Source organism: Micromonospora tarapacensis (genome assembly GCF_019697375.1).
Lineage (GTDB): Bacteria > Actinomycetota > Actinomycetes > Mycobacteriales > Micromonosporaceae > Micromonospora > Micromonospora tarapacensis.
Window position 1 is genome coordinate 3,438,001 of sequence record NZ_JAHCDI010000004.1, and the last position, 15,398, is coordinate 3,453,398.

Genomic DNA, 15,398 nt, shown 5'->3' on the forward strand with positions numbered 1-15,398 from the left:
AATCGGCGGTCCCGACCGCCGATCAGCCGTGCGGCGCAGGATGATCGCCGCAGACGGCGTTACAATTCACCCCTGCCCACGCGCCACGGACCGCCAGATGACCGGACGGCCCGGGACACGGGGGTTCCTCAACCACATCGTCCGACACGGTGCCCCACGCTGCGTCGGACGATCCCGGCCGTGCTCGCTCTTCGCCTCCGGAAGGTCATTCGTGACAGAACCCCGCCAGACCGGCGCCGACGTTCGCTCGCTCACCGACACCCTGATCGCCCATGCGCAGAGCGCCGGCGGCCAGCTCACGTCGGCCCAGCTCGCGCGTACCGTCGAGTCCGCCGAGGTGACTCCGGCCCAGGCCAAGAAGATCTTGCGGGCGCTTTCCGATGCCGGCGTGACCGTCGTGGTCGACGGCTCGGCCAGCACCCGCCGGCGGGTGGCCGCCGCGCGTTCCGCGACCCCCGCGTCCCGGGCCACCACCGCCAAGACGACCAAGAAGGCGGCGCCGCCGGCCCCGACGCAGGCGCCCACGGCCGAGGAGGCACCGGCACCGGCACCGCGCAAGGCGACCTCGCGCAAGGCCACCGGACCCACCGCGGAGGTGGCCGCCAAGGCCGCCGCCCCGGCCAAGAAGTCCACCCGAGCCACCAAGGCCACGGTGGCCGCCGCGACCGGCACCGCGACGCCCGCCAAGGCCACCGGTGAGGCCGCTGCGGGCGGGGTGAATCCGGAGGAACTCGCCGCCGAGATCGAGGACGTGGTGGTCGAGGAACCCGCCGAGCTGACCCAGGCCGCCGAGGCCGACGCGGCGAGTTCCGCCACCGACAACGACTTCGAATGGGACGACGAGGAGTCCGAGGCGCTCAAGCAGGCGCGTCGGGACGCCGAGCTGACCGCCTCGGCGGACTCGGTCCGCGCGTACCTCAAGCAGATCGGCAAGGTTCCGCTGCTCAACGCCGAGCAGGAGGTGGAGCTGGCCAAGCGGATCGAGGCCGGGCTCTACGCCGCCGAGCGGCTGCGGGCGGCCGACGAGGGCGAGGAGAAGCTCGTCCGGGAGATGCAGCGCGACCTGCTCTGGATCTCCCGGGACGGCGAACGCGCCAAGAACCACCTGCTGGAGGCCAACCTCCGCCTGGTCGTCTCCCTTGCCAAGCGGTACACCGGCCGGGGCATGGCCTTCCTCGACCTCATCCAGGAAGGCAACCTCGGCCTCATCCGCGCCGTCGAGAAATTCGACTACACCAAGGGCTACAAATTCTCCACCTACGCCACCTGGTGGATCCGCCAGGCCATCACCCGAGCCATGGCCGACCAGGCCCGCACCATCCGCATCCCGGTACACATGGTCGAGGTGATCAACAAGCTGGGCCGGATCCAGCGCGAGCTGCTCCAGGACCTGGGCCGCGAGCCCACGCCGGAAGAGCTGGCCAAGGAGATGGACATCACACCGGAGAAGGTGCTGGAGATCCAGCAGTACGCCCGGGAGCCCATCTCGCTCGATCAGACCATCGGTGACGAGGGCGACAGCCAGCTCGGCGACTTCATCGAGGACTCGGAGGCGGTCGTCGCGGTCGACGCGGTCTCCTTCTCCCTGCTCCAGGACCAGTTGCAGCAGGTGCTCCAGACGTTGTCCGAGCGTGAGGCGGGCGTGGTACGCCTGCGGTTCGGGCTCACCGACGGCCAGCCGCGTACGCTGGACGAGATTGGTCAGGTCTACGGTGTGACGCGTGAGCGCATCCGGCAGATCGAGTCCAAGACGATGTCCAAGCTACGGCACCCGTCCCGGTCCCAGGTGCTCCGCGACTACCTCGACTGATCAGGATTCGTCAACTGATCGTGCCGTTTTGGTCACTTGGTGTGCAACACCGGATGGTGATCGGGTGGTTGCACGAATGTGATCGTTGACGTGGCACCCTGGGTGCACGGCACACTAGTCCGTGCCATGTGTGACCTCGGTCCCCCGCGGGCACACAGGGAAGGCGAGGCCCGGCAAGGATGTTGCACGATAGGTGACCAAGACCGAAGAGAGTGTTCATCGGTGACGACCAGAGGAGGAAGGCGATGACCCCGACCCTCACGCCGCCGCCCGAGACGGTGAGCCCCCCGGCCGCCGATGAACGGTGCGACCGCTGCAATGCCGCCGGCAAGCTCCGGATCACCCTGTCGGGTGGCAGTGAGTTGGTGTTCTGTGGACACCACGCCAACAAGTACGCGGAGGATCTTGTCAAGATCACCGTGCGGTACACGACGGAGCCGGAGTTCACCTGGCGCGGCGCTGACCTGATGGCCAACTGAGGGGCTCAGCAACTCGACAGCCGGCCGGAGACCCCTTGGGGGTGTCTCCGGCCGGCTTCTGCGTTCCCTGCGACGTCCGCGGGCCTCAGAGGGTCTGCACGGTGGCGATGCGTTCCTCGAGCTGCTCGATGGTGGCCTGGGCGCTCGGCGGGCCGCCGCAGAGCCGGCGCAGCTCGGCGTGGATCTTGCCGTGCGGTTGACCCGTACGGTGGTGCCGAGCCGCCACCAGAGCATTGAGCTGGCGCCGCAGTGCCACCCGGCGCTGCGCGGCGCTCATCGGTGCCGGCGGCGCGGCGGACGGCACCGCCGGCACGGTCGACCGCTCGGCCGCCCGGCGGCGCTGGGCGGCGAGTTGATCAGCCTGCCGCTTGGACAGCAGCGCCGCCACCTGTTCCGAGGTGAGCAGCCCGGGCAGGCCCAGGAACTCCTCCTCCTCCGGCGTGCCGGCCTGGGCCGCCGTGCCGAAGGAAGCCCCGTCGAAGATCACCTGGTCCAACTCGGCGGTGGCGGACAGCGCGGCGAAGCGCTTGTCCAGCTCACCGCTGGCCTGGTCGCCGCGCTGCGCCCGCTCCAGCAGGTCGTCGTCGAAGCCCTCCCGGTCGGACGGCTTGCCGAGTACGTGATCCCGCTCGGTCTCCATCTCGCTGGCCAGCCCCAGCAGGTGCGGCACGCTGGGCAGGAAGACCGAGGCGGTCTCTCCCGGTCGCCGAGCCCGGACGAACCGCCCGATCGCCTGCGCGAAGTAGAGCGGGGTGCTGGCGCTGGTCGCGTAGACGCCGACGGCAAGCCGGGGGATGTCCACGCCTTCGGACACCATCCGCACCGCGACCAGCCAACGCTGTTGGGACGCCGCGAACGTCGCGATCCGGGCCGAGGCGCCCACGTCGTCGGAGAGCACGACGGCGGCCTTCTCCCCCGTCACCTTCTCGATGAGCTTGGCGTACGAGCGGGCCGCCTGCTGGTCGCTGGCGATGACCAGCCCACCCGCGTCGGGCATGCCCGCCTCGCGCAGCACGGTCAGCCGGGCGTCGGCGGCCCGCAACACCTGCGGCATCCAGTCACCGGCCGGGTCCAGGGCGGTACGCCAGGCCTGGGCGACCAGGTCCTGCGTCATCGGCTCACCCAGCCGGGCGGCCAGTTCCTCCCCGGCGTTGGTGCGCCACCGGGTCTCCCCCGAGTAGGCCAGGAACAACACCGGGCGCACCACGCCCTCGCGCAGCGCCTCGCCGTAGCCGTACACCGAGTCGGCCCGGGAGCGCAGCAGGCCGTCGCCGCCCCGCTCGTAGCTGACGAACGGGATGGGATTGTCGTCGGAACGGAACGGCGTGCCGGTCAGCATCAGCCGCCGTACCGCGGGCTCGAAGGCCGCCTTCACCCCGTCACCCCAGGTGCGCGAGTCGCCGGCGTGGTGGATCTCGTCGAGGATGACCAGGGTGCGTCGGGTCATGGTGCGCCGCCGGTGCACCTGCGGCGCCATCCCGACCTGGGCATAGGTGACCACGGCGCCGTGGAAGTCGGCCGCGGAGTGCAGGTCGGCGTTGCGGAAGGCGGCGTCGAGCTGGATGCCCACCCGCGCCGCCGAATCGGCCCACTGGGTCTTCAGATGCTCGGTCGGTGCGACCACGGTGATCGCCTCCACGCTGCCGTCGGCGAGCAGCTCGGCGGCGATCCGCAGGGCGAAGGTGGTCTTTCCGGCACCGGGCGTGGCGACCGTGGTGAAGTCCTCGCTGCGCTGGCGCAGGTACTCCACCAGGGCCTTGCGCTGCCAGGCGCGCAGGGGCGGAAACGTCTCGAGCGCCGGCGTCCGGGCTGCCACGCGTTCGCTCCTCTCCGACCGCAGGTTGTCCCGGCCGCAGGCCGGCGGACCCGGGCCGAGGGGCACGGGTAGCGGCCCCACGAAAAGGCCTCCGCGCATCGAGCCGCGAAGGCCGACTCAGCATAACCAGGGCTGGCCACCCTGCCCACCGGACGCCACACCGGTCAGCGCGGTGCCCTTCACCACTGCGGTGGCGGACCACCCATGCCGGCACCCGGCGGACGCAGCGTGGCCACCGGTGCCGACCAGCGCCGGCGCAGCGCCACCAGGCGGATGCCGAAGACCAGCAGCACGGCGGCGGTCAGCGGGATCGGTCCGGTTTGCCCGAGAGCGGCGAGGAGGGCCACCACGATCGAGCCGATGAGCGAGGCGACGGCGTAGATCTCCCGGCGCAGCACCACCGGGATCTCCCCGGTGAGCAGGTCGCGGCCCAGCCCGCCACCGATCGCGGTGAGCATGCCGATCAGGCAGGCGCCGACCGGCGGAACCTGGACGTCGAGGGCCTTGAGCGTGCCGGTGACGGTGAACAGGCCGAGCCCGGCCGCGTCCAGCACCAGTACCGCGGTCCGCAACCTGGCCAGCTGGGGATGCAGCCAGAAGACCGACGCGGCGGTGACGGCGGCGGTGGTCGCGTAGCGCCAGTCGGCGAACGCCAGCGGCGGGACCTCGTCGATCACCAGGTCCCGGACGATCCCGCCACCGAGGGCGGCGACGAAGCCGACGAAGACGACGCCGAACAGGTCGAGCCGCTTGGCCACCGCCGCGGACGCACCCGAGGCGGCAAAGACCGCGACGCCGGCCAGGTCGGCCAGGAGCAGGGCGGTGGAGGTGGTCACCGCCGCAGGTTACGCGGGCGCCCGCGGATGGTGGACCGGCTCACTCCCGGTACGAGTCGTAGATCTCCTTGCACTTCGGGCAGACCGGCGAGCCCGGTTTGGGGATCTTCGTCACCGGGAACTTCTCCCCGCACAGCGCCACGACGAAGGTGCCCATGACGGCACTTTCGGCAATCTTTTCCTTGCGGACGTAATGGAACATCTCGGGACCGGTGTCGGCGTCCTTCAGCTCCGGACGCTCGAGGATCTGGGTACTCACGTCTGCACCTCCGACCGACAAGTCTGGCAGGTCACGCCGGCCCGGTCCACCTGAGGTGACCGGTGCGGCGGGCGTACGGTGAGCCATTGTGACCGACTTTCACCTTCGCTACGGCACCGAGGTGGCCCGGGCGCTGCGCGAGCACCGTCCCGTGGTGGCCCTGGAGAGCACCATCGTCTCGCACGGCCTGCCCCGGCCGGACAACCTCCGGGTGGCCCGGCAGATCGAACAGGCCGTCCGGGACGCCGGCGCGGTGCCGGCCACCATCGGCATGGTCGCCGGTGAACTCGTGGTCGGCCTCGACGACGCCGAACTGACCCGGCTGGCCACCGCCGACGGTGTGACCAAACTCTCCGTACGCGATCTCGCGGTGGCCGCCGCGACCGGCGCGGACGGCGCCACCACCGTGGCCGCGACCAGCGCCGTGGCCGCCGCGGCCGGCATCGGCGTGTTCGCCACCGGCGGGTTGGGCGGGGTGCACCGGGAGGCCGCGCAGACCTTCGACGAGTCGGCCGACCTGGTCACCCTGGCCCGGACTCCGATCGCGGTGGTCTGCGCCGGGGTCAAGTCGATCCTCGACGTGGGCGCCACCCTGGAACGGCTGGAGACGCTCGGGGTGGCCGTGATCGGCTATCGCACCCGCCGGTTCCCGGGCTTCTTCATCACCGACGGCGGCTTCGACCTGGACTGGTCGGTCGACTCGCCGGAGCTGGCCGCGGACGTGCTGGCCGCCCGGCAGCAGCACGGCGTGCACCACGGCGGGTTGATCGTCGCCAACCCGCTGCCCGTCGAGGAGCAGCTCGATCCGGAGCTGCACGACCGGACGCTCGCCGAGGGGCTGGCCCGGTTGGCGCGTGACGGGGTGAGCGGCAAGGCCGTCACGCCGTTCCTGCTGGCCCACTTCCACTCCGCCACCGAGGGTGCCAGCCTGGCGGTCAATATCCGGATCATCCTGCGCAACGCCGATCTCGCGGCCCGCATCGCGGTCGCCGCCGCCGACCGTGGTGACGCCCCGGCGTGAACGAACGAGGTGGGCGGACGGTCGAGCCCGACGCCGAACCGCCGCGCGCCGGCACCGGCCGCGTCCTGGTCGTCGGTGACGTGATCACCGACGTGGTGGCCGTTCTGGACGCGCCGCTGGAGCGCGGTTCGGACACCCGGGCGGCGATCTGGTTCACCGGTGGCGGGCAGGCGGCGAACACCGCGTCCTGGCTCGCCGCGCAGGGCGTGCCGGTGACCCTGGTCGGCGCGGTCGGCGACGACGCCGCGGGTCGGGACCGGGTGGCGGAGTTGACCGCCAGCGGGGTCGACTGCGCGGTGGAACGGGTCGCGGCATGCCCCACCGGCACCGTCATCGTGCTGGCCGGCGGCGACGAACGGACCATGATCACCGAGCGCGGGGCGAACGTGCGGTTGCGCCCCGGTCAGGTCGACGCGGCACTGGCCGCTGCCCCGGACGCCACGCACCTGCACCTGTCCGGGTACACGCTGCTGGACGCGGACTCCGCCCCGCCGGCCTGCGCGCGCTGGCCGCCGCCCGCGAGCGCGGCCTCACCACCAGTGTCGACGCGTCGTCGGCGGCACCGCTGCGCTCGGCCGGGCCGGCGGCCTTCCTGGCCTGGGTACGCGAGGTGGACCTGCTGCTGGTGAACACCGACGAGGCCGCGGTGCTGGCCGGCGGCCTCGATCCGGCGGCCCAGGGACGGGCGCTGGTCGCCTCGGCTCGACGGGTCGTGGTCAAGCGCGGCGGCGCCGGCGCAACCTGGGTCGATCGGGACGCCACCGTGGTCGCGTCGCCGGGCCGCCGGGTGGCGGTGCTCGACGTGACCGGGGCGGGTGACGCCTTCGCGGCCGGGCTGTTGGCCGCCTGGTTGGCCGGGGCGACGCCGGGCGACGCCCTGGGCCGGGCCACCGACCTCGGCGCGGCGGCGGTCGCACAGATCGGCGCGCGCCCGGCCGGCTGAACGGCCGCGCCCGACGGGGCGGTTCAGGGCTCGACGTCGATGACCTTGTGTGCCGCCCGCTCCTCGGCGGTGAGGCTCATCGGCGGCGGCTCGGCCCCGGCCTGCGGACGCGACGAGAAGCGGTTCATCAGCCGGTGCTCCTCCTTCGGCGGCCGGTCGTTGGCCAGCAGCACCGCGAGCCAGGGAATGAGCACCATGCCGAGCGCGACCAGCGGCAGCCAGAGCCAGAGCAGGGGCGCCTGCGCGCCGACCAGGACCGCGCCGACGATCACGCAGGCCACCCGGATGCCCATCATCACGACGTACCGCCGTTGCCGGCTGGTCAGTTGGTCGCCCTGGCTGCGCGAGGCATCGGTGATGAGGATCGGCCGGTACGCCTGACGCTTCACCGTGAACCTCCTCGGGGTCACCACCCATCCTGTCACCCCGCCCGCGCCAGCGGCCATGTTCGCCACCCTGGGCCTATCGTGTTACCTGCGTGGTACGCTCGGCCCCGTGGGCAGCAGGTTCAGCTTCACCGACGAGGCGCTGGCCAACCTGACGGTCTACGACGTCACACCGCGGGAAGTCTGGGAGGCGCTGCACAGCAGCCGGCGGGTGATCCGCCACCTGGGCGACGACGTGATGGTGGTCTACGCCACCACCGCTCGGGGACGCCGGGTGGCCGTGCTGCTCGCCGAGGCCGACGGTGCCGACAACGACTGGGACGTCCTCTCCGCCCGCGAGCTGAGCGACGTCGAAGCCAAGCGCTATGACGAGGCCGTACGGAGATCTCCGGAGACGAGGAGGCGGTGACGATGAACCGTCACGACGCGACCAAGCAGTTCCACAGCGGCGGCGACCAGCTCGCCGATCTGATCGACCAGAGTCACCCGGTGGAGCTGGCCAACCCCGACACCGAGACCCCGATGGTCAGCCGCTCGGTCCGGCTGCCACTGGAGACGTACGAGCGGGTCCGGGCCGTCGCCGACGCCCGGGGCATCGGCGTGACCACGCTGATGCGGCAGTGGATCGAGGCCGGGCTGGCCGACCTGGACGACTCGGCCACCGTCTCGCTGGCCGACGTCCGGCGGGCCATCGCCTCCCTCGCCCACCCGAGCGCGGCCTGACCGCTGCTTCGGGCCGACGAGCGTCGCCCGGCCGAAAGGTGGGCACCGCCCCGCTTCGGCGCCATCGACCGTCCCTGGGTCACCGTCGACGGCGGCCCGGGTCAGTTCCCGGCGGTCCTGGCCTTCGCCGCCGCCTTCATCTGCTGCTTGTACTCCCGCACCAGGCGCAGCGACTCGGCATCGGTGACATCGGCGACGGAGCGATGGGCGTCCGGATCCCCGTAGCCGCCGGCCGCCTCCTGCCAGCCCGACGGTCGCACGCCGAACCGCTTGCCGAGCAGGGCGAGGAAGATCTGCCCCTTCTGCTGACCGAACCCGGGCAGCGCGGTGATCCGCGCGAGCAGCTCCCGGCCGTCGACCGGATCGGCCCAGAGCCGGGCGGCGTCGCCGTCATAGCGCTCGACCAGCACCCGGCACATCTCCTGCACCCGGGCCGCCATGGCCTTGGGGAACCGGTGCAGGGCCGGCGGCCGGGCGAAGAGCGCCACCAGGGCCTCCGGGTCGTGGTCGGCGATCTCCCGGGCATCCAGGTCGTGCCCGAGCCGCTGGGCCAGCACGTACGGCGAGGAGAACGCCTTCTCCATCGACACCTGCTGGTCGAGAACCATCCCCACGAGTAGGGCCAGAACATTCCGATTGAGAAGTTCGTTTGCGCCAGGATCGATGGGGAGGGAGAGCGCCATGCTCTAATGATGCCGCACCCAGCCGGCAGCGCCGGGTCGCATGGCCTGCAATCAAGACATGGTTCGATAGAGTCTGCGCCGGGGTGACCACGAGACGCAGGAGTCGAGCTGCCATGACGGCGAACCGGGAGTCAGCTCGGCATGCCTGATGCAGTCAACGTGAGAAGTCGATGGATCTACCACTTCACCCATGTAGACAACATCGAGGCAATCTTCAACTCGGGATACCTCGCCTGTGACTTCGCTGCACGCGAAGGTCTGACTCGCACCGAGGTCGGCGACCCGGCGATCAAGGAGTCCCGTCGTCGACGACCGGTGCTGGCCGGACCCGGCGGACAGGTGGGCGACTACGTACCGTTCTACTATGCCCCCAGATCGCCCATGATGTACCGGATCGCCTGCGATCACCGGGACAGCAAGCCGAACTGCTACCCAGGAGGAGACCGACCGCTCGTCTACCTCCTGACCCAGGTCGGGTCTGCGGTCGGCGCCGCATCGGGATGGGCCGGCACCGATGGCAACGCCGCCACCGCGACCACGGAGTTCACTGCCGACTTGCAGGCGTTGAACGAGATGATTGACTGGCCGCTGATGACTGCCGAGCGATGGAACAACACGGCCGACGACATGGACCGACAGCGCAGGCGTCAGGCAGAATTCTTGGTTCACCAAAGGTTGGACGCGCAGCTGATCCAGTGGGTCGGCGTACATGATGATCATCACTACTCGCGGGTGCAAGCGCTCCTAGCAGGGCATCCGCTGGCGGAGCGGATTATCGTCAGACCAGACTGGTACTACGGGTACGGAAGGAGGTGAGAAGCATGATCGAGGACAGGCGCGGCAACCTACTTACCGCGGAGGTCGATGCCTTGGTCAACACGGTCAACACCGTGGGCGTAATGGGCAAGGGCATCGCGTTGCAGTTCAAACGGGCATTCCCGGCAAACTTCCGCGCTTACCGTGCTGCCTGCGCGAAGGGCGAGGTTCGCCTGGGGCAGGTATGGACGTTCGACAACGCGGTGCTCGGTCCCCGTCGATACATCCTGAACTTCCCAACCAAGCGACACTGGCGTGGCGGTTCCCGTCTGGAGGACATCGCAGCGGGGCTGGACTCGCTAATTGAAGTTGTCAACGAGCGAGCTATCACCTCGATCGCCATACCCGCCCTGGGCTGCGGCAATGGTGGCTTGCGATGGAGCGACGTTCGTCCGTTGATCGAGCGGGCAGCCGAGCGTATGCCCGACGTACGCGTCGTGGTTTTTCCGCCAGAAGGAGCTCCAGCGCCCGCCGCCATGCCCAACGCGACGCCAGCCCCGGCCTTGACTCCCCTACGCGCTGTGCTATTGATCGCGATCGCCCGATACCTCGATCGTGCCCGGCTCCAAGAGGTTCGGGAGGGGATCAGTGAACTGGAGGTTCAAAAGCTTGCTTACTTCCTCCAGGTCCTAGGAACACCACTCAGGTTGGCGTTCAACCGGGGCACCTACGGTCCCTACGCGCCGAGCCTCGGTCACGTGCTGGACATCCTTGAGGGTCACTATCTGTCGGGCATCGGCGATAGGTCTGCACCGGTGAGCCAGTTCGCTCCGATCAACCCACTCCCCCATAGCGCCGAGGCAGCCGGTACGGCCCTACAAGGCGAGGATGAGGTCATCCGGCGGATCGATGAGCTGCTGGAGCTGGTTGACGGCTTCGAAACGCCTTACAGTCTGGAGCTACTCGCCACAGTGCACTTCGCTTCCGTTCAGGCACCCCTTACAGCAGCGCCGGCCGAGTTGGCTGACCGAGTGGCGTCATGGAGCCTCCGCAAGGCTCGCCTCTTCACAGATAAGCACGTACGAGTAGCCGCAGCCCGTCTACAGGAGCACAAGCTTCTGCCAGCCTGATTGGGCCGGTCCGCTTCCTCCTATGGGCGGGGCATGCTGTGGTCGAGAACCATCCCCACGAGTAGGGCCAGCGGGTTGCGCGTCAGCAGCCGGCCGGCCTCCGGGTCGATGGGCAGTGCGAGCGTCATGCCCTCCATCCTGCCCGCTGCCGACCCAGGACGTGACGCGACGCCCGGTCCACCACCGGCCACTCGCGTTCGGCCCCGACCGGCGGCCGGGTGCGGCCGGTGGAAACGGGTGCGGCGGTTGCGTGCGGCGGCCCGGCGGACTCGGGTCGAGCGGTCCGCCGGGCCGGTTCACGACCGGGTCAGTTGACCACGAACAGCAGCCGGTTCGGCGAGCCCGAGCCGGGGCTGGTCACCACGCCGGTGGTGGCATTGCTGGTCAGGTAGCTCTTGACCTGGGCCGGCGACCAGGAGGGGTTGGCCCCGAGCACGACGGCGGCGGCGCCGGCCACGTGCGGCGAGGCCATCGAGGTGCCGTTGAGCGTCCTGGTCGCGGTGTTGCTGGTGTGGTACGCGGACAGCACGCTCGATCCGGGCGCGAAGATGTGCACGCAGGAACCGTAGTTGGAGAACGACGAGCGGGCGTCGGTGCTGGTCGTCGAGCCGACGGTGATCGCGGTCGAGGTACGGGCCGGCGAGTAGTTGCAGGCGTTGGCTCTGGAGTTGCCCGCCGCGACGGCGTAGCTGACGCCCGAGGCGATCGAGTTACGCACGGCGTTGTCGATGGAGCTGCTGGCCCCACCACCGAGGCTCATGTTCGCCACGGCCGGCTTGACCGCGTTGGCGGTCACCCAGTTCACGCCGTTGACCACGCTGGTGACGGTGCCGCCGCCGGAGCAGTTGAGCACCTTCACCGCGACCAGCCGGACCGCCTTGGCCACGCCGTACGTGGAGCCACCGACCGTGCCGGCGACGTGGGTGCCGTGGCCGTTGCAGTCGGTGTTGTTGCTGTCCACCGTGTTGGTGCCCCAGCTGGCCCGGCCGCCGAACTGGCTGTGGCTGGTCCGGATGCCGGTGTCGATGATGTAGGCCCGCACGTTCGAGGCGGTGTTCGGGTAGGTGAAGGTGCCACTCAGTGGCCGGTTCCGCTGGTCGATGCGGTCCAGGCCCCAGGTCGGGTTCGTCTGCGTCGCCTGGATCGTGACCACCTGGTCCTGCTCCACGTAGGCCACGGCCGGGTTGGCGGCGAGGCGCGCCGCCTGGGCCGGGGTCATCTTCGCGGCGAAGCCGGTCAGTGCCGCGCTGTACGTGTCGGAGACACTTCCCCCGTACCGCTTGACCAGGGCACTGGCCCGGTCCGGCACCGCGGTGCGGGCCTTCGACGAGCCGGCGGCACCGACCGTGTCGGTGCGCAGGACGACCAGGTAGCTTCCGCTGATCGCGTTGGACGCGCCAGCACCGCGGATCTCGCCGGTGGGTGCGGCGACCGCCGCGGTGGTGCTGGCCGCGGATACGGCCGCCGCGGTGGCGACGACGGCGAACGCTCGGATGAGCTGCCGTCGCACGGTGGACCCTGAGGACATCGTCTGCCTCCCTTACCTGGACGGCCGACCGGGCTTCTGGCCGGGCGGTCCGCGCCATGGACTGAGTTGGAGGAGATGCTAGCGTTCCATCGATGAACATGACAGAGACGTTCGTCGATTTGCTGATTCTGTCACGGGCGGCCCCACCCGGAACCTCCTCACCAGGCAGGATGTCGGTGTGGACGGACACGACATGCTGCTCTCCCCCGCCGGCGTCGAGGCGCTGCGGACCGCGTTGACCCAGGCCACCTTCACCGCCAACGGCATCGCCGGGCGGCTCGGCCCGCAGGCCACCGGTGGCGTGGCCCGCAACGACTTCCGGGCCGCGCTGCGGACCACCGCCGACCGGGATCCGCTCGCCACCCTGATCCGGGTGTTCATCTGCGAGCAGACCGAGCCGGAGGCCGCCGTCGCCGCCGCGCTGGCACCGCTGTCGATCGCCGAGGCGCTCGACGCTGGTCTGGTCGAACGGCACGACGGTGGGCTGCGGATGGGGCTGGACCTGGAACCGTACGGCGACGAGTGGTGGGTGCTCGCGGACGTGCCCGCCAGCGCCCGCCCCGGCCACGCGCTGCCTGCCGAGCACGTCCTGGGCATCGGCGGGGCGACCCAGACGATGATCGGCGCCGCCATCCGGCGGCCGGTGCAGAGCGCACTCGACCTGGGCACCGGCTCGGGCGTACAGGCACTGCACCTGGGCACCCACGCCCGGCAGGTCACCGCCACCGACGTCTCACGGCGCGCGTTGCGGTTCGCCGCCACCACCGCCGCGCTCAACGGACAGGACTGGGAGCTGCTGCACGGTGACATGGTGGCGCCGGTCGCCGGTCGCCGCTTCGACCTGGTGGTGAGCAATCCGCCGTTCGTGGTCGGGCCGGGGACCACCACGCACGTCTACCGCGACTCCGGCCGCGTCGGCGACGCGATCGGCGCCGAACTCGCCGCCGCCGCCCCCGGCCTGCTCACCGAGGGCGGCACCATGCAGTACCTCGCCAACTGGGTGCACGTGACCGGCGAGGACTGGGGCGAGCGGGTGGCCGGCTGGTTCGCCGGCACCGGCCTGGACGCCTGGGTGATCCAGCGCGAGGTCGCGGACCCGATGGCGTACGTCAACCTGTGGTTGACCGATGTCGGGGAGGCGGCAGACCCGCAGCGGATGGCCGACTGGCTCGACTGGTTCGACGCGCACAAGGTGGAGGCGATCGGCTTCGGCGTCGTCTCGCTGCGCCGGGGCGGCCACGACGACCCGGTGAGGCGCGTGGAGGACCTGCGCCAGCGGGTCCAGGCGCCGATGGGCGACCAGATCGCCGCCTGGTTCGAACGGCAGGGCTGGCTGCGCGAGCGTGCCGCGGACGGGCTGCTGGTCGCGCGCTACCGCGCCGCCGACGGGCTCCAGCTCCGGCAGGAGGCGACGATGGGCACCGACGGCTGGGCAGTGGACCGCCAGGTCCTCGCCATGCCCGGCGGGCTGCGCTGGACCGAGGAGATCGATCCGCTGGTGCTGGCCCTGGTGGGTGGGGCCGACGGGCGGCTGCCACTGCGCGACCAGCTCGCGCTGCTCGCCGCCGCCCATGACGTGACCGTCGACGAGCTGGCCGAGGCGGCCGGCCCGATCGTCGCGCACCTGGTCGAGCGGGGCTTCATCGAGCCGGTGGCCGCCTGATGCGAGCGGTGGTGCAGACGGTCGGCCGGGCCAGCGTCAGCGTCGACGGCGAGGTCGTCGGTGCGATCGGCGACGGGCTGCTGGTGCTGCTCGGGGTGACCCACACCGACACCACCGAGACCGCCCGGGCGATGGCCCGCAAGGTGCATGAGCTGCGCATCCTGGACGACGAACGGTCGGCGGCCGATGCCGGGGCGGCGATCCTGGTGGTCAGCCAGTTCACCCTCTACGGCGATGCCCGCAAGGGCCGCCGCCCGACCTGGACGGCGGCGGCCCCGGCAGCGGTGGCCGAACCGATCGTGGCAGCGGTGGTCGAGGCGTTGCGGCAGCGAGGCGCCACCGTCCAGACCGGCCGGTTCCGGGCACACATGCTGGTGGAGAGCGTCAACGTCGGCCCGCGCACCATTCTCCTCGATCTCTGACCTGCCCGTCCGCCGGCACGGCCCCGGATCAGCCGAACAGGCCGCGGCGTTGCAGGGACTGGCGCAGCCAGGCGTCGAGCTGAGCGGCCAGGTCGGCGCCGACGGCCGAGGCGTGCTCGACGGTGAAACGGCCGAAGGCGTCCCGGCCCTCGGTGAACAGCCCACCGCGCTTGTCCAGTTCGAGCACCACCTGAACCTGCCGAGGGTCGGTGACGAAGGTGACCTCCAGCTGGTTCATCGCGCCCGCGTACTGCGGTGCCGGGTAGAACTCGATCTCCTGGTAGAACGGCAGCGTCTGGTGGGCGCCGTAGAGATGCCCCCGTTCCACGTCGGCCCGGGCGAACCGGAAGCCGAGCCGCAGCAGCGCCTCCAGCAGACGCTCCTGCGCCGGCAGCGGATGCACCGCCACCGCGTCCAGGTCACCCTTGTCGACCGCGCGGGCCACCTCCAGCTCCGTCCTCAGTCCCATGGTCATCCCCGACAGGTGCTGCCCGTACAGTTCGGTGAGCGGGGTTTCCCAGGGCACGTCGAACCGGAACGGGACGTCGTAGCGCTGACCCGCCTCCAGCCGGAACGCGCCGGTGACCTGCTGCCGCTGGAACTCCTGGTTGGTGGCGTACTCGTTGTCGCCGCTCTCCACCTCGACCCGGGTGAGCAGGCCCAGCGCCACGTACGACACGTCCACGCCGTGGTCGCCACCGGTGACCGCGATGGTGCCCTCCAGTTGGCCGCCGGGCCGGCAGCTCGGGTTCGCCAGCACCGTCTCCACCGACGGACCGCCAACGCCCATCGCCTGCATGAGCCGCTTGAAGACCACAATTTCCTCCATCGTTCGATCGCCCGCCCACTCACGGGGCGGTACGTCGACCCGGCGGCCGACCGCTGGCACGGTAACCGGCGCGGACAAGCCCAACCGGCCGAACCGCCGCGCCCGTTACGGAGT

General features: G+C 70.8%; 16 protein-coding genes and 1 pseudogene. 10 read left to right on the plus strand and 7 right to left on the minus strand.

The features are described from left to right. Nucleotides 1-211: 211 nt before the first annotated feature. Both KIF24_RS21425 and KIF24_RS21430 read left to right on the plus strand, forming a co-directional pair. A complete protein-coding gene (locus KIF24_RS21425) occupies nt 212-1,810 on the plus strand; it encodes an RNA polymerase sigma factor (protein WP_221085553.1) in 1,599 nt (532 codons plus the stop codon). A gap of 245 nt (nt 1,811-2,055) precedes the next feature. Continuing rightward, nucleotides 2,056-2,289, plus strand: coding sequence for a DUF7455 domain-containing protein (locus tag KIF24_RS21430; protein ID WP_221085554.1), 234 nt, complete (start codon nt 2,056-2,058; stop codon nt 2,287-2,289). A gap of 85 nt (nt 2,290-2,374) precedes the next feature. Here the strand turns inward: KIF24_RS21430 and KIF24_RS21435 are convergent, their stop codons facing one another. The 3 genes from KIF24_RS21435 to KIF24_RS21445 all read right to left on the minus strand — a co-directional run bounded on the left by KIF24_RS21435 (nt 2,375) and on the right by KIF24_RS21445 (nt 5,200). Beyond that, a complete protein-coding gene (locus KIF24_RS21435; protein ID WP_221085555.1) occupies nt 2,375-4,105 on the minus strand; it encodes a DEAD/DEAH box helicase in 1,731 nt (576 codons plus the stop codon). 179 nt (nt 4,106-4,284) lie between these two features. Next, nucleotides 4,285-4,941 carry a trimeric intracellular cation channel family protein gene (locus KIF24_RS21440; protein ID WP_221085556.1) on the minus strand — a complete coding sequence of 219 codons (657 nt, stop codon included), beginning with the start codon at nt 4,939-4,941 and terminating at the stop codon, nt 4,285-4,287. A 40-nt stretch (nt 4,942-4,981) separates the two neighbouring features. Next, nucleotides 4,982-5,200 (minus strand): DUF3039 domain-containing protein, encoded by a 219-nt coding sequence (locus KIF24_RS21445; RefSeq protein ID WP_221085557.1) that lies wholly within the window; start codon nt 5,198-5,200, stop codon nt 4,982-4,984. Nucleotides 5,201-5,288: 88 nt separating this feature from the next. Between KIF24_RS21445 and KIF24_RS21450 the strand changes: the two genes are divergently transcribed. Together KIF24_RS21450 and KIF24_RS21455 are read left to right on the plus strand one after the other, a co-directional pair. Next, nucleotides 5,289-6,221 (plus strand): pseudouridine-5'-phosphate glycosidase, encoded by a 933-nt coding sequence (locus tag KIF24_RS21450; RefSeq protein ID WP_221085558.1) that lies wholly within the window; start codon nt 5,289-5,291, stop codon nt 6,219-6,221. A gap of 65 nt (nt 6,222-6,286) precedes the next feature. Beyond that, nucleotides 6,287-7,164: pseudogene (locus KIF24_RS21455) on the plus strand (carbohydrate kinase family protein). Between the two features lie 23 nt (nt 7,165-7,187). On the opposite strand, the gene KIF24_RS21460 reads toward KIF24_RS21455, so the two are convergent. Beyond that, nucleotides 7,188-7,553 carry a DUF3099 domain-containing protein gene (locus tag KIF24_RS21460; protein ID WP_221085559.1) on the minus strand — a complete coding sequence of 122 codons (366 nt, stop codon included), beginning with the start codon at nt 7,551-7,553 and terminating at the stop codon, nt 7,188-7,190. Between the two features lie 106 nt (nt 7,554-7,659). On the opposite strand from KIF24_RS21460, the gene KIF24_RS21465 reads away from it, so the two are divergent. Next, nucleotides 7,660-7,959, plus strand: coding sequence for a hypothetical protein (locus KIF24_RS21465; RefSeq protein ID WP_331461237.1), 300 nt, complete (start codon nt 7,660-7,662; stop codon nt 7,957-7,959). A gap of 2 nt (nt 7,960-7,961) precedes the next feature. Further along, the gene (locus tag KIF24_RS21470; protein ID WP_221085560.1) at nt 7,962-8,273 is read left to right on the plus strand and encodes a BrnA antitoxin family protein; all 312 of its coding nucleotides are present in this window, start codon (nt 7,962-7,964) and stop codon (nt 8,271-8,273) included. Between the two features lie 101 nt (nt 8,274-8,374). Here the strand turns inward: KIF24_RS21470 and KIF24_RS21475 are convergent, their stop codons facing one another. Further along, complete coding sequence (locus tag KIF24_RS21475) at nt 8,375-8,956, minus strand: HhH-GPD-type base excision DNA repair protein (RefSeq protein ID WP_221085561.1); 582 nt, start codon at nt 8,954-8,956, stop codon at nt 8,375-8,377. 141 nt (nt 8,957-9,097) lie between these two features. On the opposite strand from KIF24_RS21475, the gene darT reads away from it, so the two are divergent. Next, nucleotides 9,098-9,772 carry a type II toxin-antitoxin system toxin DNA ADP-ribosyl transferase DarT gene (gene darT / locus KIF24_RS21480; protein WP_221085562.1) on the plus strand — a complete coding sequence of 225 codons (675 nt, stop codon included), beginning with the start codon at nt 9,098-9,100 and terminating at the stop codon, nt 9,770-9,772. Nucleotides 9,773-9,777: 5 nt separating this feature from the next. Further along, complete coding sequence (gene darG, locus KIF24_RS21485; RefSeq protein WP_221085563.1) at nt 9,778-10,842, plus strand: type II toxin-antitoxin system antitoxin DNA ADP-ribosyl glycohydrolase DarG; 1,065 nt, start codon at nt 9,778-9,780, stop codon at nt 10,840-10,842. Between the two features lie 307 nt (nt 10,843-11,149). Here darG and KIF24_RS21495 read toward each other — a convergent pair whose 3' ends face one another. Next, a complete protein-coding gene (locus tag KIF24_RS21495) occupies nt 11,150-12,370 on the minus strand; it encodes a S8 family peptidase (protein ID WP_221085564.1) in 1,221 nt (406 codons plus the stop codon). Between the two features lie 178 nt (nt 12,371-12,548). Here KIF24_RS21495 and KIF24_RS21500 point away from each other — a divergent pair, with 178 nt between their 5' ends. Both KIF24_RS21500 and dtd read left to right on the plus strand, forming a co-directional pair. After that, complete coding sequence (locus KIF24_RS21500) at nt 12,549-14,033, plus strand: DUF7782 domain-containing protein (protein ID WP_221085565.1); 1,485 nt, start codon at nt 12,549-12,551, stop codon at nt 14,031-14,033. Further along, nucleotides 14,033-14,455 (plus strand): D-aminoacyl-tRNA deacylase, encoded by a 423-nt coding sequence (gene dtd, locus KIF24_RS21505; protein WP_221085566.1) that lies wholly within the window; start codon nt 14,033-14,035, stop codon nt 14,453-14,455. Before KIF24_RS21500 ends, dtd begins: the two co-directional genes overlap by 1 nt. Nucleotides 14,456-14,483: 28 nt before the next feature. Here dtd and KIF24_RS21510 read toward each other — a convergent pair whose 3' ends face one another. Beyond that, complete coding sequence (locus tag KIF24_RS21510) at nt 14,484-15,272, minus strand: sporulation protein (RefSeq protein WP_221087482.1); 789 nt, start codon at nt 15,270-15,272, stop codon at nt 14,484-14,486. Nucleotides 15,273-15,398: the final 126 nt, after the last annotated feature.